This is a genomic window from Devosia psychrophila (assembly GCF_000971275.1).
Classification (GTDB): Bacteria; Pseudomonadota; Alphaproteobacteria; order Rhizobiales; family Devosiaceae; genus Devosia; species Devosia psychrophila.
In genome coordinates, this window is sequence record NZ_LAPV01000123.1 from 1 (window position 1) to 16,776 (window position 16,776).

Genomic DNA, 16,776 nt, shown 5'->3' on the forward strand with positions numbered 1-16,776 from the left:
TTCTTGAGGTCCTCGGCGGCGCTGGTGGCGGCTGGTAATCGCCAATAGACAACCCCGCCCGCCCAAGCTAAGCAAAACCCCGCTTTCTAACCCTTGGTATCGCCATGCCCGAACTGTTGCTCGAACTCTTTTCCGAGGAAATCCCGGCCCGCTTTCAGCGTCGCGCCGCCGAGGACCTCAAGAAAGCTGTGACCAATGCACTGGTCGACGCAGGTCTGGTCTATGAGGGCGCCAAGGCCTTCGTTACGCCGCGCCGCCTGGCGCTGACCGTCACCGGGCTGCCGGCCCGTTCGCCCGATACGCGCGAAGAAAAGAAGGGCCCCAAAGTTGGCGCGCCGCAACCCGCCATCGATGGGTTCCTGCGTTCGGCTGGACTGACCTCGCTCGACGAGGCCAAGGTGGAAAGCGATCCCAAGAAGGGCGACTTTTACGTCGCCCATATCAACAAACCGGGCGCTGAAGCAGTATCGCTGCTATCGTCCATCCTGCCCAAGATACTGATCGATTTTCCCTGGGCCAAGCCGATGCGCTGGGGCAATGGCAGCTTCAACTGGGTGCGCCCGCTGCGCGCCATCACGGCGACCTTCGGCACGGAAAACGAAGAGCCGGTGGTGATCCCCTTTGCCTCGGGCGAGTTGCAGTCCGGCCAGACCACCTTCGGCCATCGCTTCCTGGCGCCAGACGCCATCCGGGTGCGCCGCTTCGATGACTATGCGGAGGCGCTGGAACGCGCCAAGGTCGTACTCGATATCGACCGCCGCAAGGACATCATCCGCACCGATGCCGAGCACCTGGCCTTCGCGCAGGGCCTGTCCATCATTGCCGACGAGGGCTTGCTTGAGGAAGTGGCCGGGCTGGTCGAATGGCCTGTGGTTATGATGGGCTCGTTCGATCCGGCGTTTCTCGAGGTGCCCGAAGAAGCCATCATCGCCACCATCCGTGCCAACCAGAAATGCTTCTGCCTGCGCGATGCCAACGGCAAGCTGGCGCCCAATTTCATCATCACCGCCAACACCGTGGCAAGCGATGGCGGCGCGACGATTATCGCCGGCAACGAGCGCGTCATCCGCGCCCGCCTGAGCGATGCAAATTTCTTTTATAAGGGCGATCTGTCGCTGCCGCTCGAACACGGACTGCCCAAGTTGGAAGAAACCGTGTTCCACGCCAAGCTAGGCAGCCAGTTTGCCCGCGTCGCACGGCTGGTCAAGCTGGCCGGCGAAATTGCGCCACTGGTGGGCGCCGATCCCGAACGCGCCAAGCGTGCCGCCATGCTGGCCAAGGCCGACCTGACCACCGGCATGGTTGGTGAATTCCCCGAACTGCAGGGCCTGATGGGCCGCTATTACGCCACCGCCCAAGGCGAGCCTGCCGATATCGCGACCGCCGTTGAAATGCACTACAAGCCGCTGGGCCCGACCGACAAGGTACCGACCGAGCCGGTGTCGATCGCTGTGGCCTTGGCCGACAAGCTGGACCTGCTCACTGGCTTCTGGGCTATCGACGAAAAGCCGACTGGCTCGCGCGATCCTTTTGCGCTTCGCCGTGCGGCGCTGGGTGTGATCCGGATTATCTCGGAGAATGGGCTGAAGTTCCCGCTCAAGGTTGAGCCCGATTTGTTGGCCTTTTTCCATGATCGCCTGAAGGTTGTGCTGCGCGATTCGGGCTCACGCCACGATCTGCTCGATGCGGTGATTTCTACGGATAGCGATGACATCTTGCAGATCATCCAGCGCGCCGAAGCACTGTCGGCTCTCCTGTCATCGACCGACGGGCAGAACCTGCTTGCCGGCTACAAGCGTGGCGCCAACATCCTCGCTGCCGAGGAAAAAAAGGACGGCAAGACCTACGCTGGTGCCGTGGATCAGGACACGCTCAAGTTGCCCGAAGAGACCGACCTGGCTTTTGCAGTGGATGCCGTGCATGCCGCTGTGTCGAGCCATGTAGGCAAAGACGACTACAAGGGCGCTATGGCTGAACTTGCGACGCTGCGTGCGCCGGTAGATGCGTTCTTCACGGCCGTGCTGGTCAACGATGCCGACCCGGCAGTCCGTACCAATCGCCTGAACCTGTTGGCGCGCCTGCGCGACACTATGCATTTGGTTGCCGATTTCGGAAAGGTTGCGGGCTAGCCTGCCAGATCTCATGGTGAGCCTGTCGAACCACCGGGTCGGCACTGGGACCTCGCCACGACCTCGTCCTTGGACACGCTCAGGATGAGGTTTACTTGGAGTATTGTGTATGTCGGTTGGTTTATTGGCCCTGCTGGACGATGTCGCAGGACTAGTGAAAGTGGCAGCCGCCTCGCTCGATGATGTGGCGGGGCAGGCGGCCAAGGCGGGGGTCAAGGCGGCCGGCGCGGTGATCGATGACGCTGCTGTGACGCCAAATTATGTGACGGGCTTCACGGCCGACCGCGAATTGCCCATCGTGGGCAAGATTGCCTGGGGTTCGATCAAGAACAAGCTGATTTTCCTGCTGCCGGCGGCACTTTTATTGAGCCTGTTCGTGCCCTGGTTGATCACGCCCCTGCTGATGATCGGTGGCGCCTACCTGTGCTACGAGGGCGCCGAGAAGATTTTCCACGCTTTGCGCCCGCATGACGCCGAGGCGCATGAGGCAAGCCTCGAACCCGCGGCCATCAATCCGCAGAGCATGGAAGACCGGCAGGTAGCAGGCGCCATAAAGACCGATTTCATCCTGTCGGCCGAGATCATGACCATCATTCTCGCGGCTATCGAGGTCCCCGATTTCTGGACCCGCGCCGCTATCCTTGCACTGGCTGGCGTCGGCATCACCGTGGGGGTCTATGGAGCGGTGGCGCTGATCGTCAAGGGCGACGACTTCGGCGTCTGGACCGCCCGGCATGCCCGCACCGGCCTTGGACGGGGCTTTGGCCGGGGCATCGTGGTGTTCATGCCAGCGTTCATGCAGGTTCTTAGCGTCATCGGCACTGCCGCCATGACCTGGGTCGGCGGCAGCATCATCGTGCATGGGGTCTATGAGTTCGGCTTTGCCGGGCCTGAACATATCATCGAGGCAGCAGCACATTGGGCCGAACAGGCGTTGCCCGCCATTGCCGGCGTCGCAGGCTGGTTCGCCACTGCACTGGTGGATTTCGTGTTCGGTATCATCATCGGCGCGATCATGATCCCGGTAGCGGGCTACGTCATCGCGCCGGCCTGGAAGGCGATCAAGGGGCTGTTGCCCAAGCGGGCGGTCTAGCGCTCCGATCTCGTCCAACCTCCAGGCTTTTCCCTCGGGCTTGACCCGAGGGTCACTCTCCGACCGGCACAAGTGACAAGAGGCCCTCGGGTCAAGCCGAGGGAGAAGTCCATGGGTATGGGTCGTGCCCAACTAGGACATCGGCCTTGGTTGCCTGAGAGATGCGCCTCAGCGCCTGCCCTTGAACGGCGCCATGCCCTCGTTGGCCAACGAATCCGCGCGTTCGTTCAGCTCATGCCCGGCGTGGCCCTTGACCCATTTCCAGTCGATGGTGTGGCGCTTGGTGGCTTCGTCCAGCGCTTGCCAAAGTTCGAGGTTCTTCACCGACTTCTTGTCGGCGGTCTTCCAGCCGTTTTTCTTCCAGCCGTGCATCCAGCTCTGCACGCCATTCTTGACGTATTGGCTATCGGTATGGATTTCGACCGTGCAAGGGCGCGTCAGGGCATTCAGCGCCTCGATGGCGGCGGTCAGCTCCATCTTGTTATTGGTGGTCAGCTGCTCGCCGCCCTTGAGCTCACGAGTATGACCGCCAAATTCCAGGATGGCGCCCCAGCCGCCCGGCCCAGGATTGCCCGAGCAGGCGCCGTCGGTATGAATCACAACGGTATCGGTCACTGAGCAACCGCCGCTTCGATGGTGCGTAGCTCGCGCGGAATGTTGAAGGCGATATTTTCCTTGGCGGTGACGCGCGCTTCGACCTTGATGTCATATCGCTGGGCAAAGGCCTCGATCACCTCGTCGACCAGCTTTTCGGGTGCCGATGCACCGGCCGAAACGCCCAGCGTCCGGATGCCCTCGAAGCGGGTCCAGTCGATTTCGGATGCTCGATCGACCAGCATGGAAATCTTGCAGCCGGCGCGCTCGGCGACTTCGACAAGGCGCAGCGAGTTCGACGAGTTGGGCGAACCAACCACGATCATCGCATCCACTTCCGGCGCCACGGCCTTGATGGCCTCCTGCCGGTTGGTGGTGGCGTAGCAGATGTCTTCCTTGTGCGGCCCGTTGATCGCCGGGAAGCGGGACTTCAGCGCTGCTACGATTTCGCGGGTGTCATCGACCGAGAGCGTGGTCTGGGTGACGAAGGCGAGGGTCTGAGGATCCTGGGGCTCGAACACCATGGCGTCGGCCACGGTCTCGATCAGGCTGATCGAGCCGGGCGGCAGCTGTCCCATGGTGCCAACCACTTCGGGATGGCCCTTGTGGCCGATCAGCACGATTTCGTGACCCTCGGCATGATGGCGCTGCGCTTCGACATGCACCTTGCTGACAAGAGGGCAGGTGGCATCGAGGAAGAACATGTTGCGGCTCTTGGCATCGACAGGAACTGACTTCGGCACGCCATGCGCCGAGAACACCACCGGGGCGCCGGTATCAGGGATTTCGCTCAGCTCTTCGACGAAGATTGCGCCCTTGTCGCGCAGTCCATCCACCACATATTTATTGTGCACGATGGCGTGGCGCACATAGACCGGCGCGCCGTATTTTTCGAGCGCGAGCTCGACGATCTGGATGGCGCGATCGACGCCAGCGCAAAAGCCGCGGGGGGCGCAGAGCAGAATGTCTAGTTGTGGCCGCTTTTCCATATCAGTCAGATGCTTTCGACGTGCCGCCAAGTCAAGTCTTGTTGCAGCGGCCAAGCCGCACAGGCATGATGCATTCTCAAATTGGACAAGGACTTAACGGTGAGTTTGGCGCAGGAAATGTTCGCGATTGCCCCGGCGATGGGGAAGGCGAACCTGTCTGCCAGCCAATTGAAGCTGTTGAGCGGCAAAGCGCGCTGGATTTTCCGCGTCGGCGAAGCTGGCTTCCCCACGGTTCCGACTATCGTTCTGACTCGCGCCGCCTGGGAGGCACTGCAGTCCGAGCGCGCCGACAGGGATGTGCGTCTGCGTACCCATTGGATCGCATGCCTGTTCAAGCTGGTCGACAAGGAAGGCAAGCCGCCGGTCCTTGTGGTGCGAACGTCCGCAGCAGCGCATAACGCTGGGCTGGCGCCGGCCAAGCTGGGCATTCCAGCGCCGACCAGTCCCAAGGATTCGGTCGATCCAACCCGCCCGCTGGCCAAGGCGATCAAGAACGCCTTTGAAAGCTATGGTTTTGGCCAGGGCTGGACGGCCCGGCCCGACGAGGATCGCGGCAAGCAGATCGTGCTGGTACAGGCCACCGCCGATGGCGATATCGAGCAATTGCTCACCCGCAATGCTACGACGGGCGCCATGGGGCCGGCGCCGGTCGATGGTGCGCCTTTGCCGCGCCTGCCCGACTCGGTCGATGCGCTGGTGGCCCTGGTCGATGCCAAGGCCGGCCGGCACATGTGCTGCACGGTGGCGATCAAGCGCGGGCAGGTGGTGTTTTTGTCGGCGCGGCCATCGCAGGTTTCTGCCGCGGCCGATCTCGAGGCGGCTGTCGATCGCGTCAATCGTAAAGTCTGGTCGGCGCATAATGCGGTGAGCCGCGTCGATCCGAACCGGCTGGCGCAATTGCTGCATCCACGGCTGAAATCCACCGAAGGCGCCTTGCCCCTCGCCATGGGTCTGGGCGTATCGCCCGGCGCGGCTAGCGGCATCATCGTGTTCAACCCCGAAGATGCCGCGCGGCTGCGGGCGCGGGGCAAGCATTGCATTCTCGTGGTCAACGAAACCGGCCCTGCTGACATCGAGGGCATGAAGGCCGCCACCGGCATCCTGACGGCTCGCGGCGGCATGTCGAGCCATGCCGGCGTTATCGCCCGCATCACCGGCAAGCCCTGCGTCGCCGGCGTGCGGACGCTGTCGGTCGATACCATTGAAATGGTCTGCCGCATCGGCGACCGCGAATTCCGCACTGGCGACCGGCTGACCATCGATGGCAGCGACGGCGCGGTCTATGCCGGCACGCTGCCGCTGGCCCAGCCCCATATCGGTGGGGCCATCGGCAAGCTGCTCGGCTGGTCCGATGCCAGCCGCACCATTGCGGTCCGCACAAATGCCGAAACCGTCGAATCGGCGAAGACGGCGCTGAGCTTTGGCGCCGAAGGCATCGGGCTGGCCCGCTCCGAACACATGTTCTTTTCGCCCGAGCGCATGTTGGCGCTGCGCCGCGTTATCCTCAGCGAGGACGAAGACGACCGCAACCGCGCCATCAATGGCCTGGTCGACTTCCAGACTGGCGATTATTCGGCGCTGTTCTCGACCATGCACGGCCTGCCGGTGACTGTGCGCCTGTTCGACCCTCCGTTGCACGAATTCCTGCCGCGCAACGAAGAGGAAATCGAGGAGACCGCAGCATCGCTCGGTCTCGCTGTGCGCGCCTTGCGGCTGCATCTCGATCGCATTGCCGAGATCAACCCCATGCTGGGTCATCGCGGCGTGCGGCTTGCCATCACCTATCCCGAAATGCTGCAGATGCAGATGCAGGCGGTCATGGCTGGCGTACGGGCGGCCAGCGAAACGCAGAACGAGCCGGTGGCAGTGGAGGTCATGGTGCCCTTCGTCTCGACCGCCAGCGAGGTCGCCTGGGTGCGCGAGCGGGTCCATGCCATCGCCGCTAATTCCGGCTTGCTGCGCACCGATAGGGTCAAGTTTTCCTTTGGCACCATGATCGAGCTGCCGCGCGCCTGCCTGCGCGCCGGTGACATCGCCCATATGGTCGACTTCTTCTCGTTCGGCACCAACGATTTGACCCAGACCACCTTCGGCATATCGCGCGACGATGCGCCGACCTTCCTGGCAGCCTACCAGCGCAAGGGCATTTATGAGCGCGACCCCTTCGTCACCATCGATGAAAAGGGTGTCGGTGAAATGATCCAGATCGCCATCCAGCGCGGCAGGGCGGCCAATCCCAAGCTCAAGATCGGCATTTGCGGCGAACACGCGGGCGATCCGGCTTCGCTCAAATTCTTTGCCGGGCTGGGCGTCGACTATGTCAGCTGCTCACCCTATCGTGTCCCTGTCGCAAGGCTGACGCTGGCACAGGCTTCTGCTTAAATAGTGGGCCAGCGATCCCCATGTACAGGGTATGATGCCGGGTCCGCCGGCAAGGGAAGGACTTTACCGACGTGAGATTTTTGCCGGTTCTGGCGCTGCTGCCGATATTGACTGTTTCGACACCTGCCGCCCTGGCACAATCGGGCATCGCCCAATGCACCACCATCGCCACCGACGGCGAGCGCCTGGCCTGCTACGACGCGCTGTTCCTGGGCGCGGATGGCGATGCCGAGGCCATTGAGGTGGTGCTGGAATCTCAGCAGCTCATTCCCGCTCGGCCAACCGGGCGCGCTCCTGCCACCATGACCGTATCCTGCGAGACCGGCGTGTTGCGCGTGGCCTTTGCCTTCGCCGGCAATACGATGTCGGCACTGGGCCGGGACGCCGGCATTACGCTGCAATATGACCTGCAGCCGGGCCGCAGCCGGACGCTTCCGGTCAATCCTGAGAACACGGCCATACTGCTCGGCAGCACGGCGGAATCGGCGACCTTCCTCGACGGTTTGACCGGCGCAACAAACCTGACCGTGCGGGTTACCCCAGTCAATTCGCGGTCCCTGACGGTACGGTTCCGGGTCGATAGCTTTGCCGCCGAAGCCGCCCCAGTGATTGCCGCCTGCAGCTAGGTACGGTCACAATCCCGTCAATCATAATTCTGCCCGCAGCGTGCCATGGTTAACCCATTGCTGCGCCTCAAAGCCCGTTTACCGGCTGCTAACCCTAATCAGACATCATAACGATTATCGGCTTTTTAGCGTCATTTTTGCCGATCAGTAGTTTTGTTGCGTAGTGTTGAGTAGCGTTTTATGGCTTCATCCCACCGACCAGTGGCGCTTTCGCGCCCGGTCAGAGCGGTTCGCCGACATCCCTTCACCAGGTTGCTGGTCGTCGGGATTTTCTGTGCCCTCAGCTATGCTGGGCTGACCAGTGGCGCCTTCGGGCCAGCCGGCGATCTGGCCGATTCCCTTCCGGCGGGTGTTGATCTTGTCACCGCAAGCCTATCTTATTCCGGCGTGGATCCGGTTATTACCGGCTCCGTCAATCACCTGTTCGACGGCGCCAGCTTTACTGGCCCTAATCGCGCCGAAAAGACCGATCGCCGACGGCCGGCTGTCGATCTGGTGGCATTCTCCAGAAACTTCGAAGAAGCGCGTATCCGCATTGCCTCGCTGCGTGGCGACGATGCCATGGCACTCGGCCAGTCGCGAATTGCGACCGTTGATATGCCTGCCACGGGCGACGTAGAAATTGGCCCGCGCATGTCGGTGGCGTCCATTGATCCGTCAGCCGCCGCAGCGCTCGCCGCCATTGCCGGGATTGCCCCAAGCTCCGGCACGCCGATGCCTGCCATGGCGTCGGAGCAACTGGCATATGCCCGCTCGACGGCGCCCGTCACCGGCGGCTTTGCCAGCGGCACGCCCGTTGCGGTATCCGACAAGGAACTCTGGTGCTTGGCGACGGCGGTGTATTTCGAAGCGCGCGGCGAGAGCTATCGTGGGCAGGTGGCCGTGGCGCAGGTGGTGCTCAACCGGGTCAAGGATCACCGCTACCCTAAGACCATCTGCGGCGTTGTGTTCCAGAATCAGAGCCGGCGCAATTCGTGCCAGTTCTCGTTTGCCTGCGACGGCATTCCCGAAGTCATCAACGACAGCAAGTCATGGGCGCAGGCCGAAGATATTGCCCAGCGCTTCACTTCGGGCGAGCTCTACCTGACCGAAGTGGCTGATGCGACACATTATCATGCGACATATGTGAGCCCCGCCTGGGCGCCCCGCATGACCAAGATCACTCAGATCGGGTTGCATGTATTCTACCGGTTCAAGCGCGGCTGGCTGTTCGGCTAGCGGTCGGCTGAGGCCGGTCTGCAAATGCCAACCCTCTGCGCTTCCGGTGCTCACGTGCCCGAACCTACGCTGCGCTCCGGTTCTCAAGTCCTGACATTTTCAACTCAGCCTGAGCCAACCGTTTCAGTTGCGCCAGGAGCGGTAGATCAAGGAGTGGGCATTGCTGGTGATGAAGCCGCTCCAGCGTCCATTGCTCCAGTAGGCGAAATGGTTGGAGCCGTTATCGACCGGCTGGACATCGATCCCCGGATACTGGACGTGCTTGGAAAACATCGCGTCGGATGAATAGGTTCCGGTCGCCGTGGTGGTGATGGTGACATAGCTCACCTTGCCGGCCTCGACCTTTTTGACCCGGGTGGTGGATAGCGGATCGGTTGAAACCGACGCGTCATAATCCACCAGATAGTCGCGGTCTTCGTATCGCACCAGCTTGGACACATCGACGCCCACGATGGACTCGTCGGCAAAAGCCTCTATCACCATGCCTGGACCGATGGCGGCCAGCGCGGTGGCGCAGGCAGCGCCCAGGGTCATCCCCATAAGCAGATGGCGGTCTGGCAGGTTCATGGCAAAGCGTCCCAATATGAAGCGAATGGCGTAATCCTATTAACGGACTAGTAACCATAGTCGTCGCGCGGCCGCAAAGATCAAGTTTGGCTAAGGTTAATCCGCACAGGCCAAGCGCCTGTTGCTAAAAGGAGATCGCCTCGAAGGCCTCGACGAAGCGATCATGCGCCTCGCGCGTCGGCCAGGGCCGGATCAGCCGGTCGAAGGCATCGACGTCAAACGCCGGCAGGCTGGGCTCGCCGAAGAATTTTCGGGCTTCAGCATCCTTGAAACCGGCCAGATGCACGGCTTCGAAATATGCCGACTCGCGATCGGCCTTTTTCACCAGCTTGGCCATCGCGCCGCTCATGCTGGCCGGCAACGAGAAGCGCAGGAAGATCGCCGACAACAGACGGTTCTCAACGTCTTTATAATTGCCACCCATCGCCGCCTTGAACGGGGAGATGATGTCGCCCATCACATATTCGGGGGCGTCATGAAGCAGGGCCTGCGCCTGCGAAACCTTGTCGCAATCGGGATTGTGGGCCCGGAAAAGTTCGAGCACCAGCACCGAATGCTGGGCTACCGAAAATGGGTAATCCCCCGACGTCTGGCCATTCCACCGGGCAACGCGGGCAAGACCATGGGCGATGTCGGAAAGTTCGACATCCATCGGTGAAGGATCGAGAATATCGAGCCGACGCCCCGACAACATGCGTTGCCAGGCGCGTGTGCTTACGCGTGCCATGTGTGCCCCAAACGATAACAGACTGTTAGCATTCAGCGTAGCAGTTGGCCCCGATTCGTCACACTGCGCGTGAAGAGGAGCTATTCGTCCGGCGTGGTCTCACCAAACTTGTAGGTCGCCCAGATGGGCAGGGCAATGGCGACCGGCTTGCCGTTGATGGTCACGGCAGATGGATCGGTGATCCTATCGAGGCGAAGGATGGCGACGGCGCGGCCATCGACGACTTGACCGATGATGCCGGCGTCCTTGCCGCCCGCGACGACGGTGCTACCCGCTGGAGCATCGACGCCGGCGACGAGGACCGGGCGGCGGCGAGCGGTGCCGCGGTGCTTCATGCGCGAAACGACTTCCTGGCCCACGTAGCAACCCTTGGCGAAGTCGATGCCATCGAGAATGTCGAAGCCGATGTCATGGGCGAACGTGTCATTGGCCGGGAAGTCATTGCCCTGATGCAGGATGCCCATGGCGATGCGCTCGTTCTGATAGTGCACGTCGTTCTGCACCCAATCTTCTGTCGCTTCCAGCGGAGCGATAGTGCGGTAACCAAGACCGATCGAACCCATGCGGTCCGTGTGGCTGACAAAGCCGGGCTCTTCGTCTTGAGCGAAGCCGACGCGATTGGTTTCCCGCAGGTCGTCGATCACGACCTGGGAGCGCAGCCGGTACATCTTCATGCGCTTGAAAAAGTCGTCGGCGACGGACTGGTGCGTGTCGACCCACCAGGCATCGTCGGCTTGACCTACGAGGCCCTCGGCGAGAATTTTTCCCTGTGGCGAGAGCAATGCCCAGGCCGCGGCAAGGCCAGCCTCTACGGGGACTTCACCGGTCACAACATCATTGAGCAGTTTATGCGCATCGACCCCAGAAAAGCGAAACACGGCACGGTCGGCGCGCAGATGGATGGTCATGGTATTGCCTCTCGGAGCGCCTGTCGCCTATGTCGTGTTACACACATGCTACAAATGCGACAGGACCAGAGACATGGCGCAGTACGACACCATTTTCAAGAACGCGACCGTGGTCAACCAGGATGGCGAAGGCTTAGCCGACATCGCAGTGCGCCATGGCCGGATTGTTGCGCTGGGCGACGTGGGCAGCGATGCGTCCGAGATCGTTGATTGCAAGAGGCTGCATATTCTGCCCGGCGTCATCGATACCCAGGTGCATTTCCGCGAGCCCGGACTGACCCATAAGGAAGACCTCGAGTCGGGTTCGCTTTCGGCCGTGATGGGCGGCGTGACCGGTGTGTTCGAAATGCCCAACACCGATCCGCTGACCACGACGCGGCAAACCTTCGAGGCCAAGATCGCTGCCGGCACCAACCGCATGCATTGCGACTTCGCCTTCTACATCGGCGGCACGCATGAAAATGTGGGTCAGTTGGGCGATCTGGAAAAGCTGCCCGGTTGCGCCGGCATCAAGGTGTTCATGGGCTCGTCCACCGGCTCGTTGCTGGTGCAGGATGACGCTGGCGTCGAGGCCATCCTGCGCGCCATTTCGCGCCGCGCGGCGTTTCATTCCGAAGACGAATACATGCTGGAAGAGCGCAAACACTTGCGCGTGCCCGGCGATCCGTCGAGCCATCCGGTATGGCGCTCGCCTGAAGTGGCGATGAGCTGCACGACGCGGCTGGTGAACCTGGCGCGCAAGACCGGCAAGCGCATCCACGTGCTGCATATTTCGACCAAGGAAGAGATCGTCTATCTGGCCGACCACAAGGACGTAGCCAGCGTCGAAGTGACGCCGCATCACCTGACGCTGGACGAGACGGCTTATGTAAAGCTCGGGACCTACGCTCAGATGAACCCGCCGGTGCGCGACAAGGCGCATCGCGAGGGCATCTGGAAGGGCGTCGCCAATGGGGTCGCCGATATTCTGGGCTCCGACCATGCGCCGCATACGCGTGAGGAAAAGGATCATCCTTATCCGGAGAGCCATTCGGGCATGACCGGCGTGCAGACGCTGGTACCGATCATGCTGGATCATGTAAATGCGGGGAGGCTCAGCCTGCAGCGGTTTGTGGACATGAGCAGCGCCGGGCCGAACCGGTTGTTCGGCATTGCCAACAAGGGCAGGATCGCGGTCGGCTATGACGCGGACTTTACTGTGGTGGATCTCAAGCGCCGCGAGACGATCACCAATGAGTGGGTCAGATCGCGGGCCGGCTGGACGCCGTATGACGGGGTGACGGTCATCGGCTGGCCGGTTGGCACGGTGGTGCGCGGCAATACGGTGATGTGGCAGGGTGAGCTGGTGACGCCCAGTATTGGCCAGCCGATGCGATTTTTGGAGGCGTTGTAGGGAGCGGCTGAACAGTGTTTGTTAGGGTACCCCACCTAGCCTCCCCCTGATAGGGGGAGGGACTCCATCGAGTATTTGGCATCTCGTCCTAGCCACCGGCCAGGTTCCTCCCCCTTTTCAGGGGGAGGCTAGGTGGGGGTATTCTTCCTCACCTCAATCCAGCTTCGCAAGCACTGCCTCCAGCGTCGTAACAAACTTCGGCCACGAGCCACGGGCGCCTTGGTATGCCTGTTCCTGGTCGGCGCGGAAGCCGGCCTGTTCCATGCGCAGGTGGGTGCCGGTGCTGGTGGGAGTCAGGGTCCAGGTGACGACGCTTTCGAGGCCGAAGGCATCCCATCTATAAGCCAGGGATTTGTGTGGTTCGATTTCGATTACCGTGCAGTCGACGCCGCCCCAGTCGCCGACGAAGCGGAAGCTGTGATCGGCCTCCGGCTTGAAATCGGTCTTCATGCCGATCCATTCCTCGATCAGATGCGGCTGGGTCAGCGCACGCCACAGTTTTTCTGGCGGATGGGCGATGTCGCGTTCGACGATGACGGAGCGGGTCTCGGTAGTGGTCATGAGTTCACCTTCAAAAATCGTGGTTAGGCGGCAGCGTGGCGGCCTGTTTGACCCAGTCGACGAACTGGATCTCGTCGATCGCGTCGCCTTCGTGGATATCGAGATAGCGGACGTCTTTTTGCTTGGAGGTGCCGGGCGGAACCGGGTCAAGCGAAGCGCCCTGGAAGAAGGAAACTTTCACGTATTTGGTGAGGCAGTGAAAGCCGAGCACCCAGCCGTCGTTGAGGCCGTAGAAGGGCGTGTTCCAGCGCACGGCCTTTTTCACGCCGGGCAGGGCTCGGGTTATGATGGCATCGAGCTGCTTACCGACATCGTGCTTCCAGCCCGGCATGGCGGCGATGTAATCCTGAACCTGGCCGTCGCCATCGCCCTTGGGGATTTGCGGATTGCCGCCCGACAGCAGCACGGCAGCTTTGCTTTCGGTCATCATATCCCCTTGGCGTGTGGCGCCCGCCACTTGCCGACATAGAGCAGGGCAAACAAATACAGCCCGCTGCCCAGCAGCAAAAATAGTGGTGGTAGCGGCAAGTAATACAGCCAGGGAATGGCGTGACCCATGCCGATGGCGATGAAGTTGGCGATGACGGTTAGCGTGAATGCCATAGAAATCCAGCGATGGCTCTGGCGGATCAGGCGGCTCATTGGTCCATCCTTTTGAGAAGATCTTCGAGACGGTCGATGCGGTTTTCCCAGAATCCGGCCATTTCCTGGGTCCAGTCGGTCAGTGCCTCGAGTGCGTCGAGGCGGGCGCTATAATGGGTGTTGCGGCCTTCGTGGCGGTTTTGCACCAGGCGGGCCTCACGCAGGATGCCGAGATGCTTGGAGACAACCGGCTGCGATACGCCCGCGCTTTGGGTGAGGGTGCCGACGGTCGTTTCGCCGTCGCGGCACAGGCGCTCGAACAGTGCGCGCCGTGTTGGATCGGCCAGGGTCTTGAAGATTACGTCCTGCGCGGCTGACATTAACTCATACCTCGTTGGCTATGGGTTAATGTATAGCTGCGCGGCTATGTGTTGTCAAATCGGTCGGACGGGACATCAGCGGGACCTATTGCAGGACGCGCTCGAGGTTGTATTCGCCGGAGCGAATGCGGTCGGGCAGCAATTCCATGAGGTCGGCAGTGGCTTCGTCGCCGTGCATCTTGACGAAGGTGGCGAGGGCCGCGAATAGCGAGGCGTGAGCCAGAGCGGCGCTCTGGACTCCATCCTCCTCGGCGACATTCCAGGCTTCGGCCAGGTACTCTAGCGCCAGCTGGCGCTCCCCTTGGTCGCGGTCAAACACAGCCTGCCCTGACGCGGGCGCAAACATGGTCTTGTTCGTGGTCATAGGCTTGGGGTTAGCACGGGTTTATGGGGCAGGCGCGCAGCAAGTAACTCGAAGGTTAACGGAGCATTCACGTTTGTATCGAGCGCTTTAACCTTTGTTAAGCGCGTTTGCCGGTCACTCGGCGAACCGGGTGTGAATGTCGCGGGCGGTGCGCTCGGCCTCGCTCAGCAATCGGGTAAAAGCTTCGCGTGCTGCCGGAGTACAGGCCCGATAAGAACGTGAATAGGCAGTGTAGCCAACGTTGAACGCACCTGCGAGGCGCTGGCGGCGATCCTCATCAGGCTGGTCCAGTTCTATCAGCTCGGCCATCTCGCCGCGCCAGTCTTCCGTGCCAGCCTGGCACAGTGGCTGCAAAAAATAGAGGCTGCCCATGATCTCGGCCAGCCGCTCCATCTGGCGCTGATAGGGTGGATCAATGGCGAGGCTCGGCAGAGTGCCGAGGACCAGGGCGACTGCGATGATGGCGAGGCGAAAGCGCATGGCAGCGTGCTTATCAGTTTTGTGCGAGGACGGCGAAGGCCCTCGCAAGCACGTCATCGAGCCGGCTGGTGGTGCGCAGGGCAATCAGCGCGGCCGGGTCCATCCACTGGTGATCGGCGACCTCGTCGGAGGCGCGAATCTGGCCGGAAAAGTCGCGCGTGGCAAACACGGCAAGACGGAACGTGCCCTCTTGCCCCAGATTTTGCACCATGACCGGGCGCGGATTGCGGATGGTCAGCGCGACCTCCTCCATGATCTCCCGAATGGCGCATTGCTCGATGGTTTCGCCCGGCTCGAGGCGGCCACCGGGCAGGGTCCACAGATTCTGATACGGCGCAAAGGCGCGCTTGATCAGCAGGACTTTGCCTTCGCGCACGATGGCGACGCTGGCGGCATTGGGCGGGTTGTCGGTCACGTCGTCGGTCACTTGGAGCTCATTTGCGATTCGCTGGCTCACACATTACCTGTAACTTGCTGATAGAGGAGTTATCGAGATGTGCGGCCGCTATGCTTCAACGCTCCCGCCCGAAATGATGGTGGAGCTGTTCAAGCTGCTGAAGTCCATCGATTTGGTGCCGCGCTATAATATCGCGCCGACGCAGCCGATTGCCGCCGTGTGGGAAGCGCATGGCCGGCGCGAAGGGCATTTCGCGCGCTGGGGCCTGGTGCCCGGCTGGGTAAAGGATCCGCGCGAGTTTCCGCTGCTGGTCAATGCGCGGGTGGAAACCATGGCCGAAAAGCCAGCCTTCCGCGACGCGCTCAAGCACGGCCGCTGCATCATTCCGGCCAGCGGCTATTACGAATGGCACACCAACCCCGACAAGAGCAAACAGCCGTATTATATCACCATGCAAGACGGGCAGCCGATGGCTTTGGCCGGGGTCTATTCCAGCTGGATGGGGCCGAACGGCGAGGAAATCGACAGCGTCGCAACAATTACCGTGCCGGCCAACCCGCAGCTTTCGGCCATCCACCACCGCATGCCGGCCATTTTGCGTGGTGACGAGATCGACGCGTGGCTGAATGTGCGCGAAGTGCGGGCGGCGGAGGCGGCGCAACTGGCATTGCCATTGGAGGATGGGGCGCTGAAATTTCACCCGGTCTCGACGCGAGTGAATTCGGCGCGAGACGATGATGCCCGATTGATCGAGCCGGTGACCGTGACGCGGCCGGAGCCAAGGATGAAGAAGGTGGCGGGTGGTGGGCAGCTGGATTTGTTTTAGCTACATAATCCCGAAGTAGCCTAGCGCGTCGCCCATGGCTTCTTCTTCCCAGCCAAGGTGCGACAGCAGCACGCGCTCGAGGGCGTGATAGACTTCCTTGGTGTCCTCGAAGCGGCTTGGGCTGGGTTCGGCTGCCAGCGCGTTCAGCGCATCAACCAAGCGTTCCAGTAGTTCATGCACCACAACATGTTCGGCGCCGAGGCGGTCGGAGATGGCTTTGAAGCCGAGGCTCTGCATGGCGAGCACCGGGAACAGGTGGGCGTCCTCGATCGAGTGGTGGGTGTTCACGATCTGGCAGTGCTGGCCGCACAGGTTGCCGAAGCGGCGATAGTTGGCGACCATTGCTAGGTCGCCGGTTTCGGCGGCGATTTCAGCTGTGATGACCGTGCCGGCATTGGCCCGCTCGATCAGCTTGCCGAGGGTGACCATGTTGTGGCGCAGGTGATCATGGATCATGCGCAGGTGATTGCCGGGCTCGCGCTGGGCAGGCGTCAGGCCTTCAAGCTTTTGCACCGGCGGACGGGTAGCGTCGTCGAGAAATTGAATATCTAGCAGCATGA

Annotated in this window: 20 protein-coding genes; 7 read left to right on the plus strand and 13 right to left on the minus strand. The window is 61.7% G+C overall.

The annotated features are described in order from the left end of the window. Positions 1 to 104: 104 nt before the first annotated feature. Entirely contained in the window at positions 105 to 2,129 is a 2,025-nt protein-coding gene (glyS, locus tag WH91_RS11000) for a glycine--tRNA ligase subunit beta (RefSeq protein ID WP_046171066.1), read from the plus strand. Positions 2,130 to 2,238: 109 nt separating this feature from the next. After that, the gene (locus tag WH91_RS11005; RefSeq protein WP_046171067.1) at positions 2,239 to 3,222 is read left to right on the plus strand and encodes a DUF808 domain-containing protein; all 984 of its coding nucleotides are present in this window, start codon (positions 2,239 to 2,241) and stop codon (positions 3,220 to 3,222) included. A gap of 168 nt (positions 3,223 to 3,390) precedes the next feature. Here WH91_RS11005 and rnhA read toward each other — a convergent pair whose 3' ends face one another. Both rnhA and ispH read right to left on the minus strand, forming a co-directional pair. Beyond that, the gene (rnhA, locus tag WH91_RS11010) at positions 3,391 to 3,837 is read right to left on the minus strand and encodes a ribonuclease HI (protein WP_046171068.1); all 447 of its coding nucleotides are present in this window, start codon (positions 3,835 to 3,837) and stop codon (positions 3,391 to 3,393) included. Further along, entirely contained in the window at positions 3,834 to 4,805 is a 972-nt protein-coding gene (gene ispH / locus WH91_RS11015; RefSeq protein ID WP_046171069.1) for a 4-hydroxy-3-methylbut-2-enyl diphosphate reductase, read from the minus strand. The genes rnhA and ispH overlap by 4 nt, the downstream gene beginning before the upstream one ends. A gap of 99 nt (positions 4,806 to 4,904) precedes the next feature. On the opposite strand from ispH, the gene WH91_RS11020 reads away from it, so the two are divergent. From WH91_RS11020 to WH91_RS22615, 3 genes are all read left to right on the plus strand, one after another. Continuing rightward, on the plus strand, positions 4,905 to 7,187 hold the full coding sequence (locus WH91_RS11020; RefSeq protein ID WP_143078196.1) for a putative PEP-binding protein: 2,283 nt from the start codon (positions 4,905 to 4,907) through the stop codon (positions 7,185 to 7,187). Between the two features lie 71 nt (positions 7,188 to 7,258). Beyond that, complete coding sequence (locus tag WH91_RS11025; protein ID WP_143078195.1) at positions 7,259 to 7,813, plus strand: hypothetical protein; 555 nt, start codon at positions 7,259 to 7,261, stop codon at positions 7,811 to 7,813. Positions 7,814 to 7,993: 180 nt separating this feature from the next. Further along, complete coding sequence (locus WH91_RS22615) at positions 7,994 to 9,031, plus strand: cell wall hydrolase (RefSeq protein WP_082102115.1); 1,038 nt, start codon at positions 7,994 to 7,996, stop codon at positions 9,029 to 9,031. A 123-nt stretch (positions 9,032 to 9,154) separates the two neighbouring features. Here the strand turns inward: WH91_RS22615 and WH91_RS11035 are convergent, their stop codons facing one another. The 3 genes from WH91_RS11035 to ygfZ form a co-directional block, all read right to left on the minus strand. Next, complete coding sequence (locus WH91_RS11035; RefSeq protein ID WP_046171071.1) at positions 9,155 to 9,598, minus strand: hypothetical protein; 444 nt, start codon at positions 9,596 to 9,598, stop codon at positions 9,155 to 9,157. Positions 9,599 to 9,722: 124 nt separating this feature from the next. Next, positions 9,723 to 10,325, minus strand: a complete 603-nt coding sequence (locus tag WH91_RS11040; RefSeq protein WP_046171072.1) for a YfbR-like 5'-deoxynucleotidase — start codon at positions 10,323 to 10,325, stop codon at positions 9,723 to 9,725. A gap of 80 nt (positions 10,326 to 10,405) precedes the next feature. After that, a complete protein-coding gene (gene ygfZ, locus WH91_RS11045) occupies positions 10,406 to 11,233 on the minus strand; it encodes a CAF17-like 4Fe-4S cluster assembly/insertion protein YgfZ (protein ID WP_052952766.1) in 828 nt (275 codons plus the stop codon). A 73-nt stretch (positions 11,234 to 11,306) separates the two neighbouring features. Between ygfZ and WH91_RS11050 the strand changes: the two genes are divergently transcribed. Next, positions 11,307 to 12,626, plus strand: coding sequence for a dihydroorotase (locus tag WH91_RS11050; RefSeq protein WP_046171073.1), 1,320 nt, complete (start codon positions 11,307 to 11,309; stop codon positions 12,624 to 12,626). A gap of 153 nt (positions 12,627 to 12,779) precedes the next feature. Here WH91_RS11050 and WH91_RS11055 read toward each other — a convergent pair whose 3' ends face one another. The 7 genes from WH91_RS11055 to WH91_RS11085 all read right to left on the minus strand — a co-directional run bounded on the left by WH91_RS11055 (position 12,780) and on the right by WH91_RS11085 (position 15,420). After that, on the minus strand, positions 12,780 to 13,187 hold the full coding sequence (locus WH91_RS11055) for an SRPBCC family protein (RefSeq protein WP_046171074.1): 408 nt from the start codon (positions 13,185 to 13,187) through the stop codon (positions 12,780 to 12,782). A 10-nt stretch (positions 13,188 to 13,197) separates the two neighbouring features. Further along, positions 13,198 to 13,614 carry a DUF1801 domain-containing protein gene (locus WH91_RS11060; RefSeq protein ID WP_244542411.1) on the minus strand — a complete coding sequence of 139 codons (417 nt, stop codon included), beginning with the start codon at positions 13,612 to 13,614 and terminating at the stop codon, positions 13,198 to 13,200. Beyond that, complete coding sequence (locus WH91_RS11065) at positions 13,614 to 13,829, minus strand: hypothetical protein (protein ID WP_046171076.1); 216 nt, start codon at positions 13,827 to 13,829, stop codon at positions 13,614 to 13,616. The genes WH91_RS11060 and WH91_RS11065 overlap by 1 nt, the downstream gene beginning before the upstream one ends. After that, positions 13,826 to 14,149, minus strand: coding sequence for an ArsR/SmtB family transcription factor (locus WH91_RS11070; RefSeq protein WP_046171077.1), 324 nt, complete (start codon positions 14,147 to 14,149; stop codon positions 13,826 to 13,828). Before WH91_RS11070 ends, WH91_RS11065 begins: the two co-directional genes overlap by 4 nt. Before the next feature lie 85 nt (positions 14,150 to 14,234). Continuing rightward, positions 14,235 to 14,495, minus strand: a complete 261-nt coding sequence (locus WH91_RS11075) for a hypothetical protein (RefSeq protein ID WP_046171108.1) — start codon at positions 14,493 to 14,495, stop codon at positions 14,235 to 14,237. A 132-nt stretch (positions 14,496 to 14,627) separates the two neighbouring features. After that, positions 14,628 to 14,993, minus strand: coding sequence for a TIGR02301 family protein (locus WH91_RS11080; protein ID WP_046171078.1), 366 nt, complete (start codon positions 14,991 to 14,993; stop codon positions 14,628 to 14,630). 13 nt (positions 14,994 to 15,006) lie between these two features. After that, complete coding sequence (locus tag WH91_RS11085) at positions 15,007 to 15,420, minus strand: NUDIX hydrolase (protein ID WP_046171079.1); 414 nt, start codon at positions 15,418 to 15,420, stop codon at positions 15,007 to 15,009. Positions 15,421 to 15,487: 67 nt separating this feature from the next. On the opposite strand from WH91_RS11085, the gene WH91_RS11090 reads away from it, so the two are divergent. Further along, positions 15,488 to 16,216: an SOS response-associated peptidase gene (locus WH91_RS11090; protein ID WP_046171080.1), complete on the plus strand. Its 729-nt coding sequence runs from the start codon at positions 15,488 to 15,490 to the stop codon at positions 16,214 to 16,216. On the opposite strand, the gene WH91_RS11095 is transcribed toward WH91_RS11090, so the two are convergent. Further along, positions 16,217 to 16,774, minus strand: coding sequence for a hemerythrin domain-containing protein (locus tag WH91_RS11095; protein ID WP_046171081.1), 558 nt, complete (start codon positions 16,772 to 16,774; stop codon positions 16,217 to 16,219). Positions 16,775 to 16,776: the final 2 nt, after the last annotated feature.

Excerpts from the sequence above, each read along its gene's own strand:
- WH91_RS11050 (WP_046171073.1), top strand. The coding sequence starts at position 11,307 with ATGGCGCAGTACGACACCATTTTCAAGAACGCGACCGTGGTCAACCAG.
- WH91_RS11005 (WP_046171067.1), top strand. The coding sequence starts at position 2,239 with ATGTCGGTTGGTTTATTGGCCCTGCTGGACGATGTCGCAGGACTAGTG.
- WH91_RS11080 (WP_046171078.1), bottom strand. The coding sequence starts at position 14,993 with ATGCGCTTTCGCCTCGCCATCATCGCAGTCGCCCTGGTCCTCGGCACT.
- WH91_RS11090 (WP_046171080.1), top strand. The coding sequence starts at position 15,488 with ATGTGCGGCCGCTATGCTTCAACGCTCCCGCCCGAAATGATGGTGGAG.
- WH91_RS22615 (WP_082102115.1), top strand. The coding sequence starts at position 7,994 with ATGGCTTCATCCCACCGACCAGTGGCGCTTTCGCGCCCGGTCAGAGCG.
- WH91_RS11055 (WP_046171074.1), bottom strand. The coding sequence starts at position 13,187 with ATGACCACTACCGAGACCCGCTCCGTCATCGTCGAACGCGACATCGCC.
- ispH (WP_046171069.1), bottom strand. The coding sequence starts at position 4,805 with ATGGAAAAGCGGCCACAACTAGACATTCTGCTCTGCGCCCCCCGCGGC.
- WH91_RS11075 (WP_046171108.1), bottom strand. The coding sequence starts at position 14,495 with ATGTTTGCGCCCGCGTCAGGGCAGGCTGTGTTTGACCGCGACCAAGGG.
- WH91_RS11065 (WP_046171076.1), bottom strand. The coding sequence starts at position 13,829 with ATGAGCCGCCTGATCCGCCAGAGCCATCGCTGGATTTCTATGGCATTC.
- WH91_RS11060 (WP_244542411.1), bottom strand. The coding sequence starts at position 13,614 with ATGACCGAAAGCAAAGCTGCCGTGCTGCTGTCGGGCGGCAATCCGCAA.
- WH91_RS11095 (WP_046171081.1), bottom strand. The coding sequence starts at position 16,774 with ATGCTGCTAGATATTCAATTTCTCGACGACGCTACCCGTCCGCCGGTG.
- WH91_RS11040 (WP_046171072.1), bottom strand. The coding sequence starts at position 10,325 with ATGGCACGCGTAAGCACACGCGCCTGGCAACGCATGTTGTCGGGGCGT.
- WH91_RS11070 (WP_046171077.1), bottom strand. The coding sequence starts at position 14,149 with ATGTCAGCCGCGCAGGACGTAATCTTCAAGACCCTGGCCGATCCAACA.
- ygfZ (WP_052952766.1), bottom strand. The coding sequence starts at position 11,233 with ATGACCATCCATCTGCGCGCCGACCGTGCCGTGTTTCGCTTTTCTGGG.
- WH91_RS11035 (WP_046171071.1), bottom strand. The coding sequence starts at position 9,598 with ATGAACCTGCCAGACCGCCATCTGCTTATGGGGATGACCCTGGGCGCT.
- glyS (WP_046171066.1), top strand. The coding sequence starts at position 105 with ATGCCCGAACTGTTGCTCGAACTCTTTTCCGAGGAAATCCCGGCCCGC.